Source organism: Pedobacter sp. D749 (genome assembly GCF_019317285.1).
Classification (GTDB): Bacteria; Bacteroidota; Bacteroidia; order Sphingobacteriales; family Sphingobacteriaceae; genus Pedobacter.
Window position 1 is genome coordinate 3,134,508 of the sequence record NZ_CP079218.1, and the last position, 17,106, is coordinate 3,151,613.

Here is a 17,106-nt window from a genome sequence, read left to right on the forward strand (position 1 = left end):
GTTTTAATTATTAAAGCGCAAGCCGAACACCTGTTAAAACAAAAGCCGTTTTAAACGTTTAATCGTTTATTTATTATATGTTCAATTATAATTCAGGTAAATTAGTATATGGAAAATATTGTAGATGAACCAGCAGTAGCCTATCAAAAAAGGCGTTATACTGTTGAAGAATATCTGGAGATGGAAAAAGAAGCGACAGTTAAACATGAATATTACCAAGGTGAGATATTTGCGATGTCTGGAGCCGGAGATAATCATAATTGGCTGTTTTCTAATATTTTTTTAGCAGTTGGCGGCAAATTAAAAGGGAAGTCATGCCACATTTTTGGAAGTGATAAGCGGATGAACATTCCCGAGAATAGCTTATTCACCTATCCGGATATTTCTATCTACTGTAACGATATAAAACATATTGATATTGATGAAGACACCTCAATTTTACCAACAGTAATCGTCGAAATCCTTTCGCCTTCGACAAAAAATTACGATAGAGGCAAAAAGTTTATGCTGTATAAAGATATTCCTTCGTTAAAAGAATACATTATGATCGATTCAGAATCGGTTTGGATCCAGGCCTTTTATATTGATGATGAAAATAACTGGAAACTTAACGAGCACAAGGAGATTTCTGATACCCTAACCCTAATTTCAATGGGATTTGAAGTGGCTTTAAGCGATATTTATGATCACGTTCGCCTTAATAAGGATAAATGAGTTTGTAAACAAAAGCCGAGAATTGTAAACTAAAAACTGTCAACTACCTACCGTACTACTTCTTTTCTTTCTTTTTGCCATAAGCCCAAGGGCAGTGTTTGCACTTATTTTTACAGCAATAACCACGTTTTAAATGGTAGGCTTCAGTAAAAACCATCAGTCTATCTTCGTTAAAGTAAAAATCTTCGCCTTCTTTTAACATAATTATTGACTGAGAGAATCTTGAATGAGGGAATTATAATGATTGAATATTAAATGAGGGAATGTTTTTAATCGTTTTTCTTTATCGCCTCATTCAATCATTTTTTAACCATTGAGTATTTTAACTTCCAGTTTATTTCTAAAATAATCTTTAAGCTGTTTACCATCACCATGTAAAGTCCATACTTGTTTTGGTTTAACTTTTTCTATGGTTTCTAAAATTGCATCCCAATCGGCATGATCAGAAATATAAAGTGAAATCCCGTTTTGTTGCTGCAGGTTCTTCCATCCGGAAGCAAAGGCACGTACTACATTTATTGCCTTATGGTAACTGTGAAAAACCATCGGCGGCACAATATAAACCTGATGTTCCTGATTATTTTTCATCACCTTTCTATCGTACATTTTGTAATTTCCTACTTTTATACCATAGTCCTCATAGATTTTAACAAAAGGCATAATACTGTGGTGAACCATAATATTCTTCGTGGGGCAATACTCATTGAGCAATTGTATTATCCGCTGGCTTTTGCCCAATGCATAAGAACCAAGCATAATATTCGCGCTGGTTTCATTCAGCTTTTTAATTTCATCTACTGGTGAAGGATGTTTGGTTTCCGGATTAGCAAAGGTACTTTCTGTAATTAAAACATCTGCTTCTACAAATTCAAAAGGCTCACAGCTATTGTCCGGTTCAATCTTATAATCACCTGTATAAAGATACTTTACCCCTTTGTATTCCATTAAAACCTGTGCAGAGCCCAAAATATGTCCGGCAGAATAAAAAGTAATCGTAACTTCTTTTATTTTGAAGGATTCATGATAACTTTTGGTGAAAAAATCAACCGCGGCAAATTTCCGGTAACGGTGTTTCATAAAAGTTGCAGTAGCAGCAGTACAATATACATTCTGGCTTCCACCAATGGCATGATCGCCATGGGCATGTGAAACCACCGCTTCATTTACCGGTTGTTGTGGATCCAGGTAAAAATCGCCGTAAACACAGTATAAACCCGTTGGCGTAATGGCAATGAAGTCTTCTAAAATCATTTATAAAGGTGAATAGAATTTAGGGGATAATATGATTGGAGTAAATACTTATACATTGGTGCTTTTAAGAGCCACCGCAGCCTTTAAAAATCCCTGGTGTAAAGCTAAAACCTGCCCGATTATTGATTGCTGTTCATCATTAGCAATGAAATGATTAGCCATTTTCGATTTTTCTTCGTCGCTTAATTGTTTGTCCATACGGGCTTTGACCTGTTCTGCAGAAACACCGTCGCGTTGCATTACCCTTTTCAATTTAATTTCATAGGGTGCAGTAACCAGGATAGTAGTATCGCACATCTTATAAGAACCACTTTCGAAAAGCAAGGCAGCCTCTTTAAGTGTATAAGGTGTATTTGACGGTATGGTTTCTTCCCAGGCATCAAATGCCCTAAAAACAGCCGGATGAACTAATGCATTTAATTTTGCCAACGCCTCTTCGTTATTAAAAACAATGCCGGCAATATGTTTGTTGTTCAGTTTTCCATCTTCAAAATAACTTTCATTTCCGAAAGCAGATTTGATTCCTGCAACCAATAAAACATCTTCACACATAATTTCCTTAGCAACGGTATCAGCGTAAAACACCGGAATCCCCAATACTTCAAAAACTTTGCAGGCCGTTGTTTTACCACTGCCTATACCACCTGTTATACCTACTTTATACATTATTTGTCTACAATGAAATCTATTTTTGAAGGGCTTACGCTTACCAACTTACAATAATCTGGAAATTCGGTTATCTTGACCGTAAAGCGGCGATGCCCTAAATTTTGCCATTCATCAACATCAATAGTTGCGGTAATAAAACTTTCATCAACCTGGTCATAATTGCTTAAAGCCACTAAAAAGGTAACTTTAACTTTTTTAGGATAAAGTTTAATACTGTTATAACTTCGGTTATTGGTAATTTTTAAAGGGACCTCAATGGTTTTTTCAGTAAATTCGTCTACAGGGACTTTAACCTCTACAGAGGATGGATAGATGCTAACATTTTTGTGGATACTGTGCTGTAAGGCTACCCTGGTTGTACTGCTGCTCTGTATTTTATCTTGTTTAAGCGTATCAGTTGGCCAAAATTCTATTTTTGAAAGTTCTTCCAGCGGGCCAGCCACCTTAACATATTTTGGGTTAAGGATAATCTCGCTCGAAATGCCATATTGTTTTTCGAAACTGAGTTTATCAATCAGTTTTACCGGAACTTTTTTAACTACACGTTTAGTAAAATCAAAATAAAGGGTATCGGGCTTAACAGAAATTACTTTTTGTGTACTTTCTAACTGCCTGTTGATATTAAAAAGCTGATCGGAGAAAACGACAAAGTCTTTGGTATTCAGCTGACTCAGACTAACAGAAACAGAAGGCGGACTGATCCTTAAACGGGCAAACAGGAGCTGCCAGCCTGTACCTTCTACCTGTAAATCTATAGTATCTGATTGTAAAGGGTAAAATGCTCTTTTGGTAGGGGTATTTTTAAAAACCAATACAGTCTTTGCTACATAAATATACTTGTTGTTTAATGCCATAAAAAGCCATGCAGCTATAGCCAGCATCAAGCAGGCCAATAAGCTAAACACACGTCTTTTTTCAATCTTCGTTAACCTGATGAAGGGCATAATAAATTAAATATTAACTGTAAGCTGGAAAAACTCTATCCAAAATGCATTTAATCAAATGTAGTAAAACAAAAACAGTCCCGAAAGTTTTCGGGACTGCTCAAATTTTTATTATTTTTATTAAGCTTTAGGTGCAGCCGGAGTTACTGTTGCTTTTGTTGCATCTAAAGAAACTGCCGATTTATCGAAACGGATTTTTACACCACCTTCAACCTCGATTAAAAAAGTTGTGTCATTCATATCGGCTATACGGCCGTGAATACCTGCTGTAGTTACAATTTTATCACCTTTTTTCAGTTCACTGATTAATTTTTTATGGTCTTTGGCTTTTTTAAGCTGAGGACGGATCATAAAAAAGTAGAATACCAGTGCAATCGCTCCAAACATGATTAATTGTCTTGGATCAAATCCGCCTGCTGCCTGTAAAATTACTGTTGATGTCATTTTTTATTTTTTTGTTTTTATGAATTTTGGTCCTTATGGATGATGCCATAAACAATTGAACCAATTTATTTTTTAGCAAGCACCTCTCCCACTAAATGAACTGTGGTTACCGTTGGGTTTGCATTTGAAGTGATGGTTACTACCTTATCTTGCATGCCCATTTTGCCTTCGCTATTAAAAACCACACTAATTATACCTTCTTTACCTGGTAAAATAGGTTCGCCTGGTACCTGCGGAACAGTACAGCCACAAGTTGCCGTTGCATTTGAAACGATGAGTGGACTTTTGCCTGTATTTTTAAATTTGAAATCGTGCTTAACTTTTTCACCTTGTGTTATTTTACTGAAATCGAAAATATCGCGTTCGAAAACAATAACAGGTGCATCTGCCGGAGCAACTTTAGCTGTTTTTGAGGTATCATTGCCAACTGAAACAGCTGAAGCAGTTTCGCTGGTTTGATTATTTGCATTACGGCATGCTACAAAAGAAAGTGCAGCAATAGCCAGAATAAATGTTCTTTTCATTTTTAATCTTCGATTAATCCGCGGCCAATCTTTTTAATGGTGTTATTTTTCTTAAGATCGCCTAAAATTTTGTCTAAAATACCGTTAATAAACGAATTACTCTTCGGTGTACTGTAATCTTTTGACAACTCTAAATATTCGTTAATGGTTACTTTAACCGGAATAGATGGGAAATTTAGCAGCTCGCAAATGGCCATTTTCATCAAAATGGTATCCATTAATGCAATACGTTCTGATTCCCAGTTTTTGGTTCTATCGGCAATCATTTCCTGATATTTTGCATCGTTCTGCAAAGTATGTACAAAAAGATCCTGAACAAATTTGCTGTCTTCTACCCAGTCTGCACTAATTTCGGTCAATTTATTTTTGAATGGGTCATCAGAAGTGAAGTTTTTCAAGGTTTTGGCAACCATACCTTTCATCACTTCGTGATCTACTTGCCAGTTGATAAATTTCTCTTCAAAAACCTGAATAATAGCCTGGTTTTTTAAGATGATTTTACGGAAAATGTATTTGATGATATCTTTTGATGACTCTAAACTTTCGTTCGGATCTGCAAGGTAATCGGCATATTCTTTTGATGCTTTTAAAGAATTGTAAACGGTTTTACGGATTTCCGGATCGAAACCCCAATCTACCTTGTATTTTTTAATTGCAGAAACATACTCTGGATTTTGCTGCATTAAAACGCTAAACTTATTGTTTAGCAATTTCATGTTAGGATTAATATCCTCTGCAGTTTTAATAAACTTATTTGCGCGCTCTGCAGCGTCGTTAGCAGTAAATTCGGTAACTTCTACCATTAAAGATAACATCCAGATGTACATTTCGTACACGCTATCGATGCTCTGCATTAAAGTTTTTAAATCACCTTTAATGTCTTTTTTGTCTGCCATGTGCCATGCAAAAATATTTTGCAAAGCTTTGATTCTTAAGTGCCTTCTGTTTAACATGAATGTAAGAACGAGTTTGGTTTTTTAAAACCTGTTTTAATAATTATGATTTAATATGACGATTTAATTTTTTTAACATCTGCAATCCGTTTCTCGGCAATGCGATTGGCAGCAATATTTGTTGATATGTTTTCGGTTTTACTTAATTTAATTACACTGCGTGTAGCATCGTAAATATTATCCGTAAGCTGTACAGTACGTTTTTTACCAAAACCAGTTAACTCCGAATAACAGGAAATTAATCCGCCTGCATTAATCAGGTAATCAGGTGCGAATAAAATTCCTTTCTTCAAAAGCAATTCGCTATCTAAAACCTCATCCTTTAACTGGTTGTTTGCTGAACCTGCAATAATTGCAAATTTCATTTTTTCGATGGTTTTGTTATTAACGGTAGCACCCATTGCACATGGGGCATAAACATCGGCATCAGTGGTGAAAATTTTATCGGCCTCTATCGGTTTCGCTTTATATTTACGGGCAACATAAGTTAATTGTTCCTGGTTAATATCGCTGATCAAAACTTCGGCATTTTCTTTTCTTAAAAGGGCAACCAGGTGTTCACCAACATTTCCGATGCCTTGTACTACAATGGTTCTCCCGGCAAGCATATCTGTACCAAATACCTCTTTAACACTGGCTTTAATGCCTAAATAAACACCTTGAGCAGTAAAAGGAGCCGGGTTCCCTGCTCCACCGATTGACTCGGGAACACCAGTAACATAATTGGTTTCCATACGGATATATTCCATATCGCGTGTATTGGTCCCCATTTCTTCTGCAGTAATAAATTCGCCATTTAGGTTTTTAATAAACCTGCCATAGCTACGCATTAAAGTTTCTGTTTTGTCTTTTCTGGAATCGCCAATAATTACGCCTTTTCCTCCGCCCAGGTTTAACCCTGTTATCGCTGCCTTGTAAGTCATTCCGCGTGATAATCGCAGCGCATCTTGTAATGCTTCGCCTTCGGTACTATAACTCCACATGCGTGTTCCGCCTAAAGCGGGACCCAACGTGGTATCGTGTATTGCAATAATTGCTTTTAAACCTGTATCTGGATCATTACAAAAAACCAATTTTTTGTGCCCATAGACACTTAACTGATCTAAAATTGATGAATCTGACGGAGAATTTGCTGGCATATTAACGTTAGGCTAACCTGCTGCAAAATTAAAATAAAAAACCATTATTACACGTATTTAACTAAACTATAACAAAAATTAATTTGGACAGAATTAAATAAACAAGGTTATTAGTTTAAAAAAAGTATTATTTTGGAGAAGAACGTACTCCATCTTATCTGAAGAACCACCGGCTTATGTTAAATAAACCTGATAAAGCGGAAAGCCCACAGCGCAGCGAGGACTTGAAGCGATAGCAGGACTTACATAACCCAAAAACACCGAACCTTGCTTTTCAAAATAATCATTGACCACCTGAGAACAGCTTAGTTACCCTACATATTCCATCCCACATCTCCTCTTTTACATTCGAAAGTGTCATTAATTTTTAAAGCTTAGGCCCACAATAGATAAATATGTATTATGAAATAACAAAATTAGCTAAGTTTGTACAACATGAAACACCTGAGCCGATTAAACAACTACTTCCTCAAATACAAATGGTGGATTATACCCGGAAGTATTTTCGTAGTGATTTCTAATATTTTCGGTGTAGTGCCAGCCCAGGTGATTGGCTATGCGGTTGATCTGATTGACGAAAACATCCAAATATTTAATCTCTTTCATGGTTTCGATCGACAGGCCATAATTTACGACATATTTAGCAGTAACCTTTTATTTTTTGGGTTGCTGGTTATTGCGCTTTATTTATTGCGTGGGCTGTTTCTGTTTTTTATGCGCCAAACCATTATTTTAATGTCGAGGCATATAGAGTTTGATATGAAAAACGACATCTACCAGCATTATCAGGAGCTGAGCCTGGGTTTTTACCGCCGGAATAACACTGGCGATCTCATGAACCGAGCCACAGAAGATGTTAACCGGGTAAGGATGTATGTTGGTCCGGCGATTATGTACACCATTAATACCTTCGTTTTATCGGTGCTCATTATCTGGTCGATGTTTGATGTAAATTCCAAACTTGCCATTTATTGCCTGTTGCCCCTTCCATTTCTAGTGGTGATTATCTATTATGTGAATACGCTAATTTTTAAAAAAAGCGGCAAGATCCAGGAACGTTTATCAGATCTTTCGAGCTTTGTACAGGAACGTTTTTCGGGGATAAGGATCATTAAATCATATGTTCGCGAAGATTATACCCGAAACATGTTCGAAATCCAGAGCAATGATTATAAAAAAGACTCGATGAACCTGGTTAAAGTGTCAGCTTTGTTTTACCCTACCATGCTCTTGTTGATTGGCTTGAGTACGATTTTAACCATATATATTGGTGGGATCCAGGTAATGAATGGCAGCATTACCGCAGGGAATATTGCCGAATTTATCATTTATATTAACCAGTTAACTTTTCCGGTAACCATGCTGGGCTGGGTTACTTCTTTAATCCAGCGGGCTGCAGCCTCACAACAAAGGATAAATGAGTTTTTAGATATCCCATCAGACATTCAATCTAAAGAAACTGCAGAAATTGAGCTAAAGGGTAATATCAAATTTGATAATGTGAGTTTTATTTATCCGGATACAGGCATTGAGGCCTTAAAAGATGTAAGTTTTGAAATCAATAGTGGCGAGTTTGTAGCTATTATCGGCAAAACAGGGTCAGGAAAATCGACATTGGCAAATCTGATTATGCGGATGTATGATGTAGAAAACGGCAGGATAGGCATCGATGGAAAGAATATAAAAGCACTAAACCTTAAAGATTACCGAAGCCAGATTGGCTTTGTACCACAAGAGGTTTTCCTATTTTCTGACACCATAAAAAACAATATAGCCTTTGGTTTAGACCAGGTTACTGATGAAGAAGTGCATGATGCGGCTAAAAACGCTTCGGTTTATACGAACATTATTGATTTTGAAGAAAAATTCGAAACCATGTTGGGTGAACGGGGAATAACACTCTCGGGAGGACAAAAACAACGTGTTTCTATTGCAAGAGCATTGATTAAATCGCCTAAAATTTTAGTCTTTGATGATTGTCTTTCGGCGGTTGATACTAAAACCGAGGAGGAAATACTACAAAACCTTGGTAAAATTATGGCTGGAAAAACCAGTATTTTAATTGCCCATAGGATTTCGACCATAAAAAATGCAGATAAAATCCTGGTACTCGATGACGGGAAAATCATCGAACAAGGCACACACAATGAATTACTTAAGCTAAACGGGAGTTATACGGAGCTTTACAACAACCAACTTTTGGAGGAGGAAACGCGTACGATTTAAATTGTATTAAAATTGTATTTTGAACTTTAAATATTTGCTTTATATTTACCGAAACCAAAAACCAACATCAATACCAACCATGGGAGAATTCGACAACAAGGAAAGAGAAGAAGTTTTTTCAAAGAAAGTAAGAGCAGGTAAGAGAACTTATTTCTTCGACGTGAAGGCTACTAGATCGGGTGATTATTATTTAACAGTTACCGAGAGCAAGAAAAGATTAGAAGACGGTGTGTTTGTAAAACATAAAATCTTTTTATACAAAGAAGATTTCGAAAAATTTGCAGAAGGACTAAACGAAACGGTTGATTACATCAAAACCCACCAGGATGTGGTTGAAAAACGTTATGAATACTCTGAAAATGGAGAACATAGCACTAAAGCAAGCGACGATTTTACTTTTTAAGTAATTATAATTTCAATAAAAAGCCTACTGATTTTGAAAATCAGTAGGCTTTTTTTATCTGTATAATTTATTGTTTATTTTACACCTACACTTACCGCTACTGCAAGAATTAACAGAAAATAACTCACCAGTAACACAATGGTAAGTATGCCCCAAAATTTAAAAAGTGATTTTACATTTGCAATGGCATCGTTTAAATTTTCCTGATCGCCAAACAGCACACCTTGTTTGCCTTTGGCTGAAAAACGTAACAACAACAAACTTGGGTAAAAAAAGAGGAGCGCCAGCAAAAGGTAAAATATGGTAATGCCCGTTGCGCCGATACTGGCCAAGGGCCCTAATTGATTGAGCATAGCCGGATTAGCTGTTATTGCTGCCCCTATACCAAATGAACTTAAGGTTAAAAATGCAGAGACAACAAAACCTACAACCGATAAAAACCTTGCCCATTTACTCATATCGTAAAAATAGCTCCGCATTTCTTCGGTAACAACTAATTTCACTTCCTGAGGCACTTCATTTTCAAAATCTTCCATTTATCTCTGTCTATTTTGGGCTAAACTTAGATAAAATATAGATTTGATACAATAGCAAGGGTTTAAATAAAGGTTTTAAAAGCTTATCTTTGCGCGGTTTTAGCGGAGATGTGATACGGAAAAATGTAAGATGGATGATGTGATGGATAAAGCGATTACCGACTAAATACTGTGGACTAAAGACTTAAAGACTAATAAATAATGGCATTACAATGTGGTATAGTTGGTTTACCAAATGTTGGAAAATCGACTCTTTTTAACTGTTTATCAAATGCAAAAGCGCAGGCAGCAAACTTTCCCTTTTGTACTATTGAGCCCAATGTTGGCGTAATTACAGTACCTGATGACAGATTAACCAAGCTGGCCGAGTTGGTTAAACCAAACAAAGTGCAACCGAATACAATCGAGATTGTAGATATTGCAGGTTTGGTAAAAGGTGCATCGAAAGGTGAAGGCCTGGGAAACCAGTTTTTAGGAAATATCCGTGCTACCAATGCAATTATTCACGTTTTACGTTGTTTTGATGACGGAAATGTAATTCATGTAGATGGTTCTGTTGATCCGATACGCGATCGTGAAATTATTGATACTGAACTTCAGCTTAAAGACCTGGATACCGTTGATAAACGTATTCAAAAAGTTGAAAAAATGGCTAAAACAGGAGGCGATAAAGATGCTAAACGTACTTATGAAATTTTAACGGTAGTTAAAGCGCATTTAGAAGCAGGTAAATCTATCCGTACTGCGGCATTGGCTCAAGATGATTTCGATTTTATTGAAGATTTAGGTCTGCTTACGCAAAAACCGGTCATGTATGTTTGTAATGTTGATGAAGCATCGGTAATTAACGGCAATAAATATGTTGATCTGGTTAAAGCAAACGTTGCTGATGAAAATGCTGAGGTTTTGGTGATCTCTGCTAAAATTGAATCAGAAATTGCTGAACTGGATAGCTACGAAGAGCGTCAGGAATTCTTAGCTGATTTAGGTTTAACTGAATCTGGCGTAAATAAATTGATCCGCGCAGCTTATAAATTATTAAATCTTTACACTTACTTTACTGCTGGCGTACAAGAAGTTCGTGCCTGGACCATTACAAAAGGCTTTACAGCACCTCAAGCTGCTGGTGTAATCCACACTGATTTCGAAAAAGGATTTATCCGTGCCGAGGTAATTAAATACAACGATTTCGTAACCTTAGGTTCTGAAAACGCCTGTAAAGATGCTGGTAAATTAGGTGTTGAAGGAAAAACCTATGTTGTGGAAGATGGAGACATCATGCACTTCAGGTTTAATGTTTAGCCCTACCCCAAACCCCTGAAAGGGGCTTTTTAAAAAAAAGATAGTATAGAGCCATTCGAAAGAGTGGCTTTTTTGTTTATAGATTTTTATCATGAGGCACAGAATCTATTAAGTAGAGTTGACAACTTTAATAGCACGGTTGCACAGAAAGTTGTCAACTCTTCAAGTATTATAAGTGATATTGCCGCGGAGGCTCGGAAAACACGGAAGATGCTAAGCTGTTAGGCGCGATTGGCAGCGTTACAGGAATTAACCGAAGATTACACAGATGGATTAATGTTTTATTCAGAGTTGCCAACTTTAATGTCAAGGCGACACAGAAAATTGTCAACTCTTCAAGTATCATAAATGATCTTTGCCACAGAGACTCGGAAACACGGAAGATGCTATGCTGTTAGGGGCGATTAGCAGCATTACAGGAATTAACCACGGATAAACACAGATAATGAAGCGCTGTTTCTTTTTAGCAGTTATTTTGCCATCTAAACCCGATTGACAGTGAAAGCGCCTGATCCTTCATCAGGCCTTGAACAGAAAGCGGGAAGAAACGCTAAAAAATAGCTTCTGTCTTTGCTTTTTCCAAATACAAAGGACTATTTTGAGATTGAAGCATGGAATAATCATCGTTGCAACGATGATAAATCTGCAAATTCGCCCTTTCGAGTGGAATGCAACGAACTCGAGAAATCTAAAAGATAGATCTCTCCATTTCGCTGCGCTTCAGTCGAGATGACGATTTCTCTTCTAGATCTCTAACCCATACGCAGCTAACTGTGCTTTAGTATCTTTGTAATCGATATGGTGAATGCCTTTTAAACCTAAACCTTCGGCAACCTGTACAAATAACATCCGGTCATCGATATACAAACTCGTTTCTACATCGCTCTGCGAAATATCAATCGCTACCTTAAAAATATCGGCATCGGGTTTGCGGAAATGCACAAAGCTTGATGATACGAAGAAATCCACAAATTCATTTAGTTTAAATGTATTGATGCGGTATTGGTTCAGCTCTCTGCCCTCGTTACTGATTACAGCTACTTTAAGGTTGTATTTCTTTTTTAAATCACAGATCAACTCAATCATTTCAGGATAAGGAAGTGATTTTTTGAACATGAATTCTTTAAAATCATCGTAGGTAAAGTTCCGTTCTTCGAAAAAAACAATACGTTCCAGATATTCATCAAGCGTTAGTTTACCCACCTCATAAGTATCGAAAGTAAGGTGATGGCGTTCTTCGAGATCAACAGAATCAAGATTAAAAAGCACCGAAGCCTCTCCTCTTGCATGCCTATCCCAGCCATTGGTTAATAAAACGCCCCCTATATCGGTAAAAAGTGTGGTAATTTTCTTTTGCATGATTTAAATTTAAAGTAAAACGCCTTTTAAAATTAATACGGCTACGCTGAAATAGATTACAATTCCAGTCACATCAACCATGGTGGCTACAAATGGTGCTGATGATGTTGCAGGATCGAGTTTCAGTTTTTTCAATATGATTGGCATCATCGAACCAATTAAACTGCCCCACAACACAATGCCAACCAGGGTAAAAAAGATGGTAGCTGCAATTAAAAACCAATGTGGCCCATAATTATAGAGATGTAACTGTTGCCAGGTTATAATGCGGATAAAACCAATGGTGCCTAAAATGATGCCCAGCAAGGCTCCGGAAACAAGCTCGCGGCGCATCACCCGCCACCATTCGGCAATGGTTACCTCGCCTAAAGCCATGGCCTGGATAATTAATGTTGAAGCCTGGGAACCACTATTCCCCCCGCTACTCATAATCAATGGAATAAAAAGCGATAACACTACTGCCTTTTCGAGTTCAATTTCGAAATGTTGCATGGCTGTTGCGGTTAACATTTCGCCTAAAAATAGCACAATTAGCCAGCCTGCACGTTTTTTTACCAGTTTTAGGATCGGGATATCGAGATAAGGTTCATCCAGAGCCTCTGTACCCCCGATTTTGTGCATATCTTCAGTGTACTCTTCGTTGGCAATCCACAAAATATCATCTACCGTAACAATACCTAAAAGAATGTTATTCTCATCTACTACCGGTAAAGCCACCCGGTTATTCATCCTGAAGATGTTAATTGCATCTTCCTGAGGATCGTTTGCTTTAAGTGCAATAAAACGTTTATCGGTTAATTCACCAATAATAGCTTCAGGATCGGCCAGTAAAACCTCACGAATCCTGATATCATCTAACAATACCCCATCTTTGTCGATTACATAAACGACATCGATGGTTTCGGAGTTTTTACCATAACGCCTGATGTGCGCCAAAACATGGGTAATAGACCATTCTGGTTTTACAGCGATGTAATCGGGTGTCATTAAACGGCCGATACTATCTTCTTTGTAGCCTAAAAGTGCGAGCGATTCTTTACGTTCTTCGGGTGGCAAAAGGGTGATCATTTTTTTAACCACATCGCCTTTTAATTCGCTAAAAAGTGCGGTACGATCATCGGGTGGCAGATCTTTGATGATCTGATTGAGTTTATTGCCCGAAAGTTTTTTTATGATACGTTCCTGCGTAGGAAAATCCAGGATCCTGAATACGTTTACTGCCCTGTTGAGGGATAAGGTTTCTATAAACTTAGCTGCATATTGTGGGAGTTCATCTATCAGTTCTTCAACATCCGAAATATTCAGTTGATCCAGATACTGCTTTAACGCCTTATCATTCTCTTTTTCAAGTAGTTCCTGAATTTCTTCCACAACCATTTCTTCCATACACAGCTATTTAATTTGTTACATGCCTAAACCTTTATTAACGGTTCGCAAAGGTGCATTTTTATTTCCTAAAAAGCCAACCTAAGCATTTAAAAACCGCGAACCGAACAGCCGAATTTAAAAATAGGAATGCATAAAGCCAACATACAGGAATGTAAGGGCAATGATTTAATCATTTTTTAACATAAAAGATATCTCAACGGCAGGAAGTTTCTTTTGTTAAGCATTTGATGGTTAAGAACAAGCTTTTTTTAATGAAATAGTATTGAAAATTAATAAACCACAAGATTATTACGGTACAATCAATAGTCCTGATCTATTCAACTCTATTAAAACTCCCATCATAATATCAACACTGTCCTTTTTCACTAGCTTCAGCGTATCTTTTCTATTGAAAAATTCAGTTTGTTTTTTCTTTACCAGATAAAAAATAAACGTAAAAAGAAATTTATAAAAATCTTATTTCTATAAAAAGCTTAAAATAAAGCAATAACAGACAAAACAAAAGAGTTTGCCCCCTAATCTTTATCAGATTACCCCTCACTACGAGCGCCTTTTTATGCTTAATTTGTTTTAACCAAGTATAAAAATGACAGATCCTGATATCCCAATTGCCAAATGGATATTACTGGTTGCAGGCAATTAAAATTGACATAACCAGTTTTTTGAAATCACAAAACTTTTTAACCGATTATGAGAAACTAAATTATGCTACAAAGCTCCCAATTACCAGTGTAACAGCGGCAATCTTCTCTGAATTCTGAAATCAATTAAGATCATTTTAAAGCATGCATTCATAGTAAAAAAGAGGGGCTCAACTAAATGAGTTGCATATGCCCTCTTTAAAATAACCAAACGAACAGATACATATGCCTGTTCATTCACCTTTACCTAAATTTTATGAAAACAAAATTTTCTACCTCAGTTCCGTTTGGCATCTTTATGCTTGGAATTCTTTTATTTGCAGGCAGTTGCAGAAAATCCGAGTTACCGAACTCAGACAACATCAAAGATCCGCTTTCGATAAAGGGAAAACTAAGTGCAATACCGCCTAACGAAACCGCTCTATCAGTCACTAATGGTACTTTTTACATTGTGAACCGCAAAAGCGGAAAAGTTCTGGATGTTGGTGGATTTCAGACTGCAGATGGCGCCAATGTTTCCCAGTACGGAGGTACAGGCGGAACAAATCAAAAATGGAATTTAACCCTACTTTCCGGTGGCTACTATACGATTATTGGCGTGCATAGTTCTAAAGGGTTACAGGTTGATCAGGCAGGAACAGCCGATGGAAACAATGTAAACATAGCTACCTACTCCGGAGCAACAAACCAGCAATGGCTATTTACATCACTTGGCAACGGCTATTATCGTATTGTAAACAGGAACAGCGGCAAGGACCTTGAAGTTGCAAATCAGTCTATCGATGATGGTGCTAATGTCGACCAATTGAGTTATGGAGGCGGAGAGAACCAGCAATGGTCTTTACTAACGGTTAATGCAACCGGCCAATTGAGTTGGGTACTTAACAGCACCGGAGTACCTGCCGATGTAGTGACACGCATTACTAATGCCATGAATGATGCCTGTTCGAGGTATAATGCAGGTGCTAACTGGCCATCGCGCACACTTACGGTACAATATAACACAGGTGTACCTACAGCCGACGGCAGTACAAATGGAAATATACGATTCGGTGCTAACACCAGTTACCAGAATGTGCGTACGGCAATGCACGAAATTGCACATACTTATGGGGTTGGTTTGAGCAGCGGATGGACATCAAATACCTCTACAGGCGACTTCCTGGGAGCTAATACAACTTCACTGATTAAGATTTTTGATGGTCAAAGTGGTGTTATACATACCGGAGGCGGGCATTTTTGGCCTTACGGTTTAAACTATGACAATGAATGGAGCGAAACAAATGCCTTTAGACATGTAAAATTAGTTTTTGCCATGCGATCGGACGGGATGTAGCACAAAAGATTAAAGATCTTAACCAGACGACCGGCCAGATATCGGATTTAAATATCTGGCCGGTCTTTAAACAATTAATATCAGGCAGAACCTAAAACCAAGATCTGGTTTTTCGCGTTAATACGTTATGGAAAATAATAATATTCAGGAATACTTTACTACTTATATTGAACTACTTGATAAAATCCATACCCTTGGCCATGAAATTGATGCATCAGTTATCGAAACCGATATACAGGACATCATCGAAAAGAGGTCGAAGTACAAAGCGAGAATGCAAATGGTGAGAAATAAATTGATTATGGCATTAAAGGATAAAGGAAACAAATACCCCGTCCATAATGCTTTAGCTCAAAAAAACACGCTGCTTTCTGTGATAGATGGTAAATTGGAATTTAATGAAGAATGATAGCTCATTGCCATGGCGAACTATAACTTACTGTATATTGCATGCCTTGGTTATACGCAAAATGTTTAAGTAGTAAATCGATAATTCGTCTGCGCGCGCAAACGCCTCTACAACCATAGGGCTCTGTACCGATCGGTGTCAGCAACAAAGTTGTACGCTCCAAAATAATCTGTTTAGACTAAACTTTTATTCTGGGATTGGCATGCTTATCATCACTAAATGCACCTTTTATATACAAAACGCTGATATTACGGTGGATTTTCCGAATAAAGACTGAATGAAAATAAGTGTATTTTTTTTATTGAAAATGCAAAAAAAATAAGTTTTCAAATCCTATATTTGCAGCCTTGCTCCCGTAGTTCAATGGATAGAATTATGGTTTCCGGTACCATCGATATGAGTTCGAATCTCGTCGGGAGCACCAAACGAGACAAATCAGTTTTTACACTGTTTGTCTCGTTTTTATTTTACGCAAATCGCTATTAATCAGCCGAATTAACTCAACACTTTTATTCAATCCAGGTGTTTACTGGTTTAAGATTTGCTAATGCTTTTTCAAAGACCTTATTGGCTTTTACTGCATTAATTCTAAATCGACATGACGAAATACATGATAATAGAAATAGCTTCTGTATTTTCCTTTTGATGAGCAGCCAGTCAGGTTTTTTCCGCAAGAAGAGCATAATAAGAATTCGCCTAAAGGGAGTTGTTCAGGACTTATAATACTTCCCCGGTTATAGAGCTTCATAACATCCATTGTATACTTAACTAATAGTGACCCCTCCATTTCAGTGCAAAGTGGCCGCCAAATGGATTGCCGAGTAAATACAATATTGAAAAAACGAGGCTGTATCAAAAAGATTTAAG

General features: G+C 37.2%; 17 protein-coding genes and 1 tRNA gene. 7 read left to right on the forward strand and 11 right to left on the reverse strand.

All coding sequences use genetic code 11. The annotated features are described in order from the left end of the window. Positions 1-108 precede the first annotated feature (108 nt). Positions 109-714, forward strand: coding sequence for a Uma2 family endonuclease (locus KYH19_RS12630; RefSeq protein ID WP_219075377.1), 606 nt, complete (start codon positions 109-111; stop codon positions 712-714). A gap of 55 nt (positions 715-769) precedes the next feature. On the opposite strand, the gene KYH19_RS12635 is transcribed toward KYH19_RS12630, so the two are convergent. The 8 genes from KYH19_RS12635 to KYH19_RS12670 all read right to left on the reverse strand — a co-directional run bounded on the left by KYH19_RS12635 (position 770) and on the right by KYH19_RS12670 (position 6,638). Beyond that, positions 770-916 carry a DUF5522 domain-containing protein gene (locus KYH19_RS12635; protein WP_219075378.1) on the reverse strand — a complete coding sequence of 49 codons (147 nt, stop codon included), beginning with the start codon at positions 914-916 and terminating at the stop codon, positions 770-772. Between the two features lie 104 nt (positions 917-1,020). Continuing rightward, positions 1,021-1,965, reverse strand: coding sequence for an exonuclease (locus KYH19_RS12640; protein ID WP_219075379.1), 945 nt, complete (start codon positions 1,963-1,965; stop codon positions 1,021-1,023). 48 nt (positions 1,966-2,013) lie between these two features. Further along, positions 2,014-2,631 carry a dephospho-CoA kinase gene (gene coaE, locus KYH19_RS12645; RefSeq protein ID WP_219075380.1) on the reverse strand — a complete coding sequence of 206 codons (618 nt, stop codon included), beginning with the start codon at positions 2,629-2,631 and terminating at the stop codon, positions 2,014-2,016. After that, complete coding sequence (locus KYH19_RS12650; RefSeq protein WP_255562414.1) at positions 2,631-3,578, reverse strand: YbbR-like domain-containing protein; 948 nt, start codon at positions 3,576-3,578, stop codon at positions 2,631-2,633. Before KYH19_RS12650 ends, coaE begins: the two co-directional genes overlap by 1 nt. A 120-nt stretch (positions 3,579-3,698) precedes the next feature. Next, on the reverse strand, positions 3,699-4,022 hold the full coding sequence (gene yajC, locus KYH19_RS12655) for a preprotein translocase subunit YajC (protein WP_132404189.1): 324 nt from the start codon (positions 4,020-4,022) through the stop codon (positions 3,699-3,701). 65 nt (positions 4,023-4,087) lie between these two features. Beyond that, complete coding sequence (locus KYH19_RS12660) at positions 4,088-4,546, reverse strand: DUF1573 domain-containing protein (RefSeq protein WP_219075381.1); 459 nt, start codon at positions 4,544-4,546, stop codon at positions 4,088-4,090. 2 nt (positions 4,547-4,548) lie between these two features. Next, a complete protein-coding gene (gene nusB / locus KYH19_RS12665; protein ID WP_132404195.1) occupies positions 4,549-5,499 on the reverse strand; it encodes a transcription antitermination factor NusB in 951 nt (316 codons plus the stop codon). A gap of 50 nt (positions 5,500-5,549) precedes the next feature. Further along, on the reverse strand, positions 5,550-6,638 hold the full coding sequence (locus KYH19_RS12670; RefSeq protein ID WP_132404198.1) for a Glu/Leu/Phe/Val dehydrogenase: 1,089 nt from the start codon (positions 6,636-6,638) through the stop codon (positions 5,550-5,552). Between the two features lie 435 nt (positions 6,639-7,073). Here KYH19_RS12670 and KYH19_RS12675 point away from each other — a divergent pair, with 435 nt between their 5' ends. Together KYH19_RS12675 and KYH19_RS12680 are read left to right on the forward strand one after the other, a co-directional pair. Further along, complete coding sequence (locus KYH19_RS12675; RefSeq protein WP_219075382.1) at positions 7,074-8,864, forward strand: ABC transporter ATP-binding protein; 1,791 nt, start codon at positions 7,074-7,076, stop codon at positions 8,862-8,864. 79 nt (positions 8,865-8,943) lie between these two features. After that, positions 8,944-9,267: a DUF3276 family protein gene (locus KYH19_RS12680; protein ID WP_029275977.1), complete on the forward strand. Its 324-nt coding sequence runs from the start codon at positions 8,944-8,946 to the stop codon at positions 9,265-9,267. A 74-nt stretch (positions 9,268-9,341) separates the two neighbouring features. On the opposite strand, the gene KYH19_RS12685 is transcribed toward KYH19_RS12680, so the two are convergent. After that, a complete protein-coding gene (locus KYH19_RS12685; RefSeq protein ID WP_132404204.1) occupies positions 9,342-9,803 on the reverse strand; it encodes a hypothetical protein in 462 nt (153 codons plus the stop codon). A gap of 201 nt (positions 9,804-10,004) precedes the next feature. Between KYH19_RS12685 and ychF the strand changes: the two genes are divergently transcribed. Further along, positions 10,005-11,105: a redox-regulated ATPase YchF gene (gene ychF / locus KYH19_RS12690; RefSeq protein ID WP_029275975.1), complete on the forward strand. Its 1,101-nt coding sequence runs from the start codon at positions 10,005-10,007 to the stop codon at positions 11,103-11,105. 744 nt (positions 11,106-11,849) lie between these two features. Here ychF and KYH19_RS12695 read toward each other — a convergent pair. Continuing rightward, the gene (locus tag KYH19_RS12695) at positions 11,850-12,464 is read right to left on the reverse strand and encodes an HAD hydrolase-like protein (RefSeq protein ID WP_219075383.1); all 615 of its coding nucleotides are present in this window, start codon (positions 12,462-12,464) and stop codon (positions 11,850-11,852) included. A gap of 9 nt (positions 12,465-12,473) precedes the next feature. Next, positions 12,474-13,850, reverse strand: coding sequence for a magnesium transporter (mgtE, locus tag KYH19_RS12700; RefSeq protein WP_121286824.1), 1,377 nt, complete (start codon positions 13,848-13,850; stop codon positions 12,474-12,476). 900 nt (positions 13,851-14,750) lie between these two features. On the opposite strand from mgtE, the gene KYH19_RS12705 reads away from it, so the two are divergent. From KYH19_RS12705 to KYH19_RS12715, 3 genes are all read left to right on the forward strand, one after another. Next, positions 14,751-15,830 (forward strand): RICIN domain-containing protein, encoded by a 1,080-nt coding sequence (locus tag KYH19_RS12705; protein WP_219075384.1) that lies wholly within the window; start codon positions 14,751-14,753, stop codon positions 15,828-15,830. 127 nt (positions 15,831-15,957) lie between these two features. After that, the gene (locus tag KYH19_RS12710; protein WP_219075385.1) at positions 15,958-16,239 is read left to right on the forward strand and encodes a hypothetical protein; all 282 of its coding nucleotides are present in this window, start codon (positions 15,958-15,960) and stop codon (positions 16,237-16,239) included. A 349-nt stretch (positions 16,240-16,588) separates the two neighbouring features. Continuing rightward, a tRNA-Arg gene (locus KYH19_RS12715) sits at positions 16,589-16,663 on the forward strand. Positions 16,664-17,106: the final 443 nt, after the last annotated feature.

Excerpts from the sequence above, each read along its gene's own strand:
- KYH19_RS12630 (WP_219075377.1), top strand. The coding sequence starts at position 109 with ATGGAAAATATTGTAGATGAACCAGCAGTAGCCTATCAAAAAAGGCGT.
- KYH19_RS12635 (WP_219075378.1), bottom strand. The coding sequence starts at position 916 with ATGTTAAAAGAAGGCGAAGATTTTTACTTTAACGAAGATAGACTGATG.
- KYH19_RS12640 (WP_219075379.1), bottom strand. The coding sequence starts at position 1,965 with ATGATTTTAGAAGACTTCATTGCCATTACGCCAACGGGTTTATACTGT.
- coaE (WP_219075380.1), bottom strand. The coding sequence starts at position 2,631 with ATGTATAAAGTAGGTATAACAGGTGGTATAGGCAGTGGTAAAACAACG.
- KYH19_RS12650 (WP_255562414.1), bottom strand. The coding sequence starts at position 3,578 with ATGCCCTTCATCAGGTTAACGAAGATTGAAAAAAGACGTGTGTTTAGC.
- yajC (WP_132404189.1), bottom strand. The coding sequence starts at position 4,022 with ATGACATCAACAGTAATTTTACAGGCAGCAGGCGGATTTGATCCAAGA.
- KYH19_RS12660 (WP_219075381.1), bottom strand. The coding sequence starts at position 4,546 with ATGAAAAGAACATTTATTCTGGCTATTGCTGCACTTTCTTTTGTAGCA.
- nusB (WP_132404195.1), bottom strand. The coding sequence starts at position 5,499 with ATGTTAAACAGAAGGCACTTAAGAATCAAAGCTTTGCAAAATATTTTT.
- KYH19_RS12670 (WP_132404198.1), bottom strand. The coding sequence starts at position 6,638 with ATGCCAGCAAATTCTCCGTCAGATTCATCAATTTTAGATCAGTTAAGT.
- KYH19_RS12675 (WP_219075382.1), top strand. The coding sequence starts at position 7,074 with ATGAAACACCTGAGCCGATTAAACAACTACTTCCTCAAATACAAATGG.
- KYH19_RS12680 (WP_029275977.1), top strand. The coding sequence starts at position 8,944 with ATGGGAGAATTCGACAACAAGGAAAGAGAAGAAGTTTTTTCAAAGAAA.
- KYH19_RS12685 (WP_132404204.1), bottom strand. The coding sequence starts at position 9,803 with ATGGAAGATTTTGAAAATGAAGTGCCTCAGGAAGTGAAATTAGTTGTT.
- ychF (WP_029275975.1), top strand. The coding sequence starts at position 10,005 with ATGGCATTACAATGTGGTATAGTTGGTTTACCAAATGTTGGAAAATCG.
- KYH19_RS12695 (WP_219075383.1), bottom strand. The coding sequence starts at position 12,464 with ATGCAAAAGAAAATTACCACACTTTTTACCGATATAGGGGGCGTTTTA.
- mgtE (WP_121286824.1), bottom strand. The coding sequence starts at position 13,850 with ATGGAAGAAATGGTTGTGGAAGAAATTCAGGAACTACTTGAAAAAGAG.
- KYH19_RS12705 (WP_219075384.1), top strand. The coding sequence starts at position 14,751 with ATGAAAACAAAATTTTCTACCTCAGTTCCGTTTGGCATCTTTATGCTT.
- KYH19_RS12710 (WP_219075385.1), top strand. The coding sequence starts at position 15,958 with ATGGAAAATAATAATATTCAGGAATACTTTACTACTTATATTGAACTA.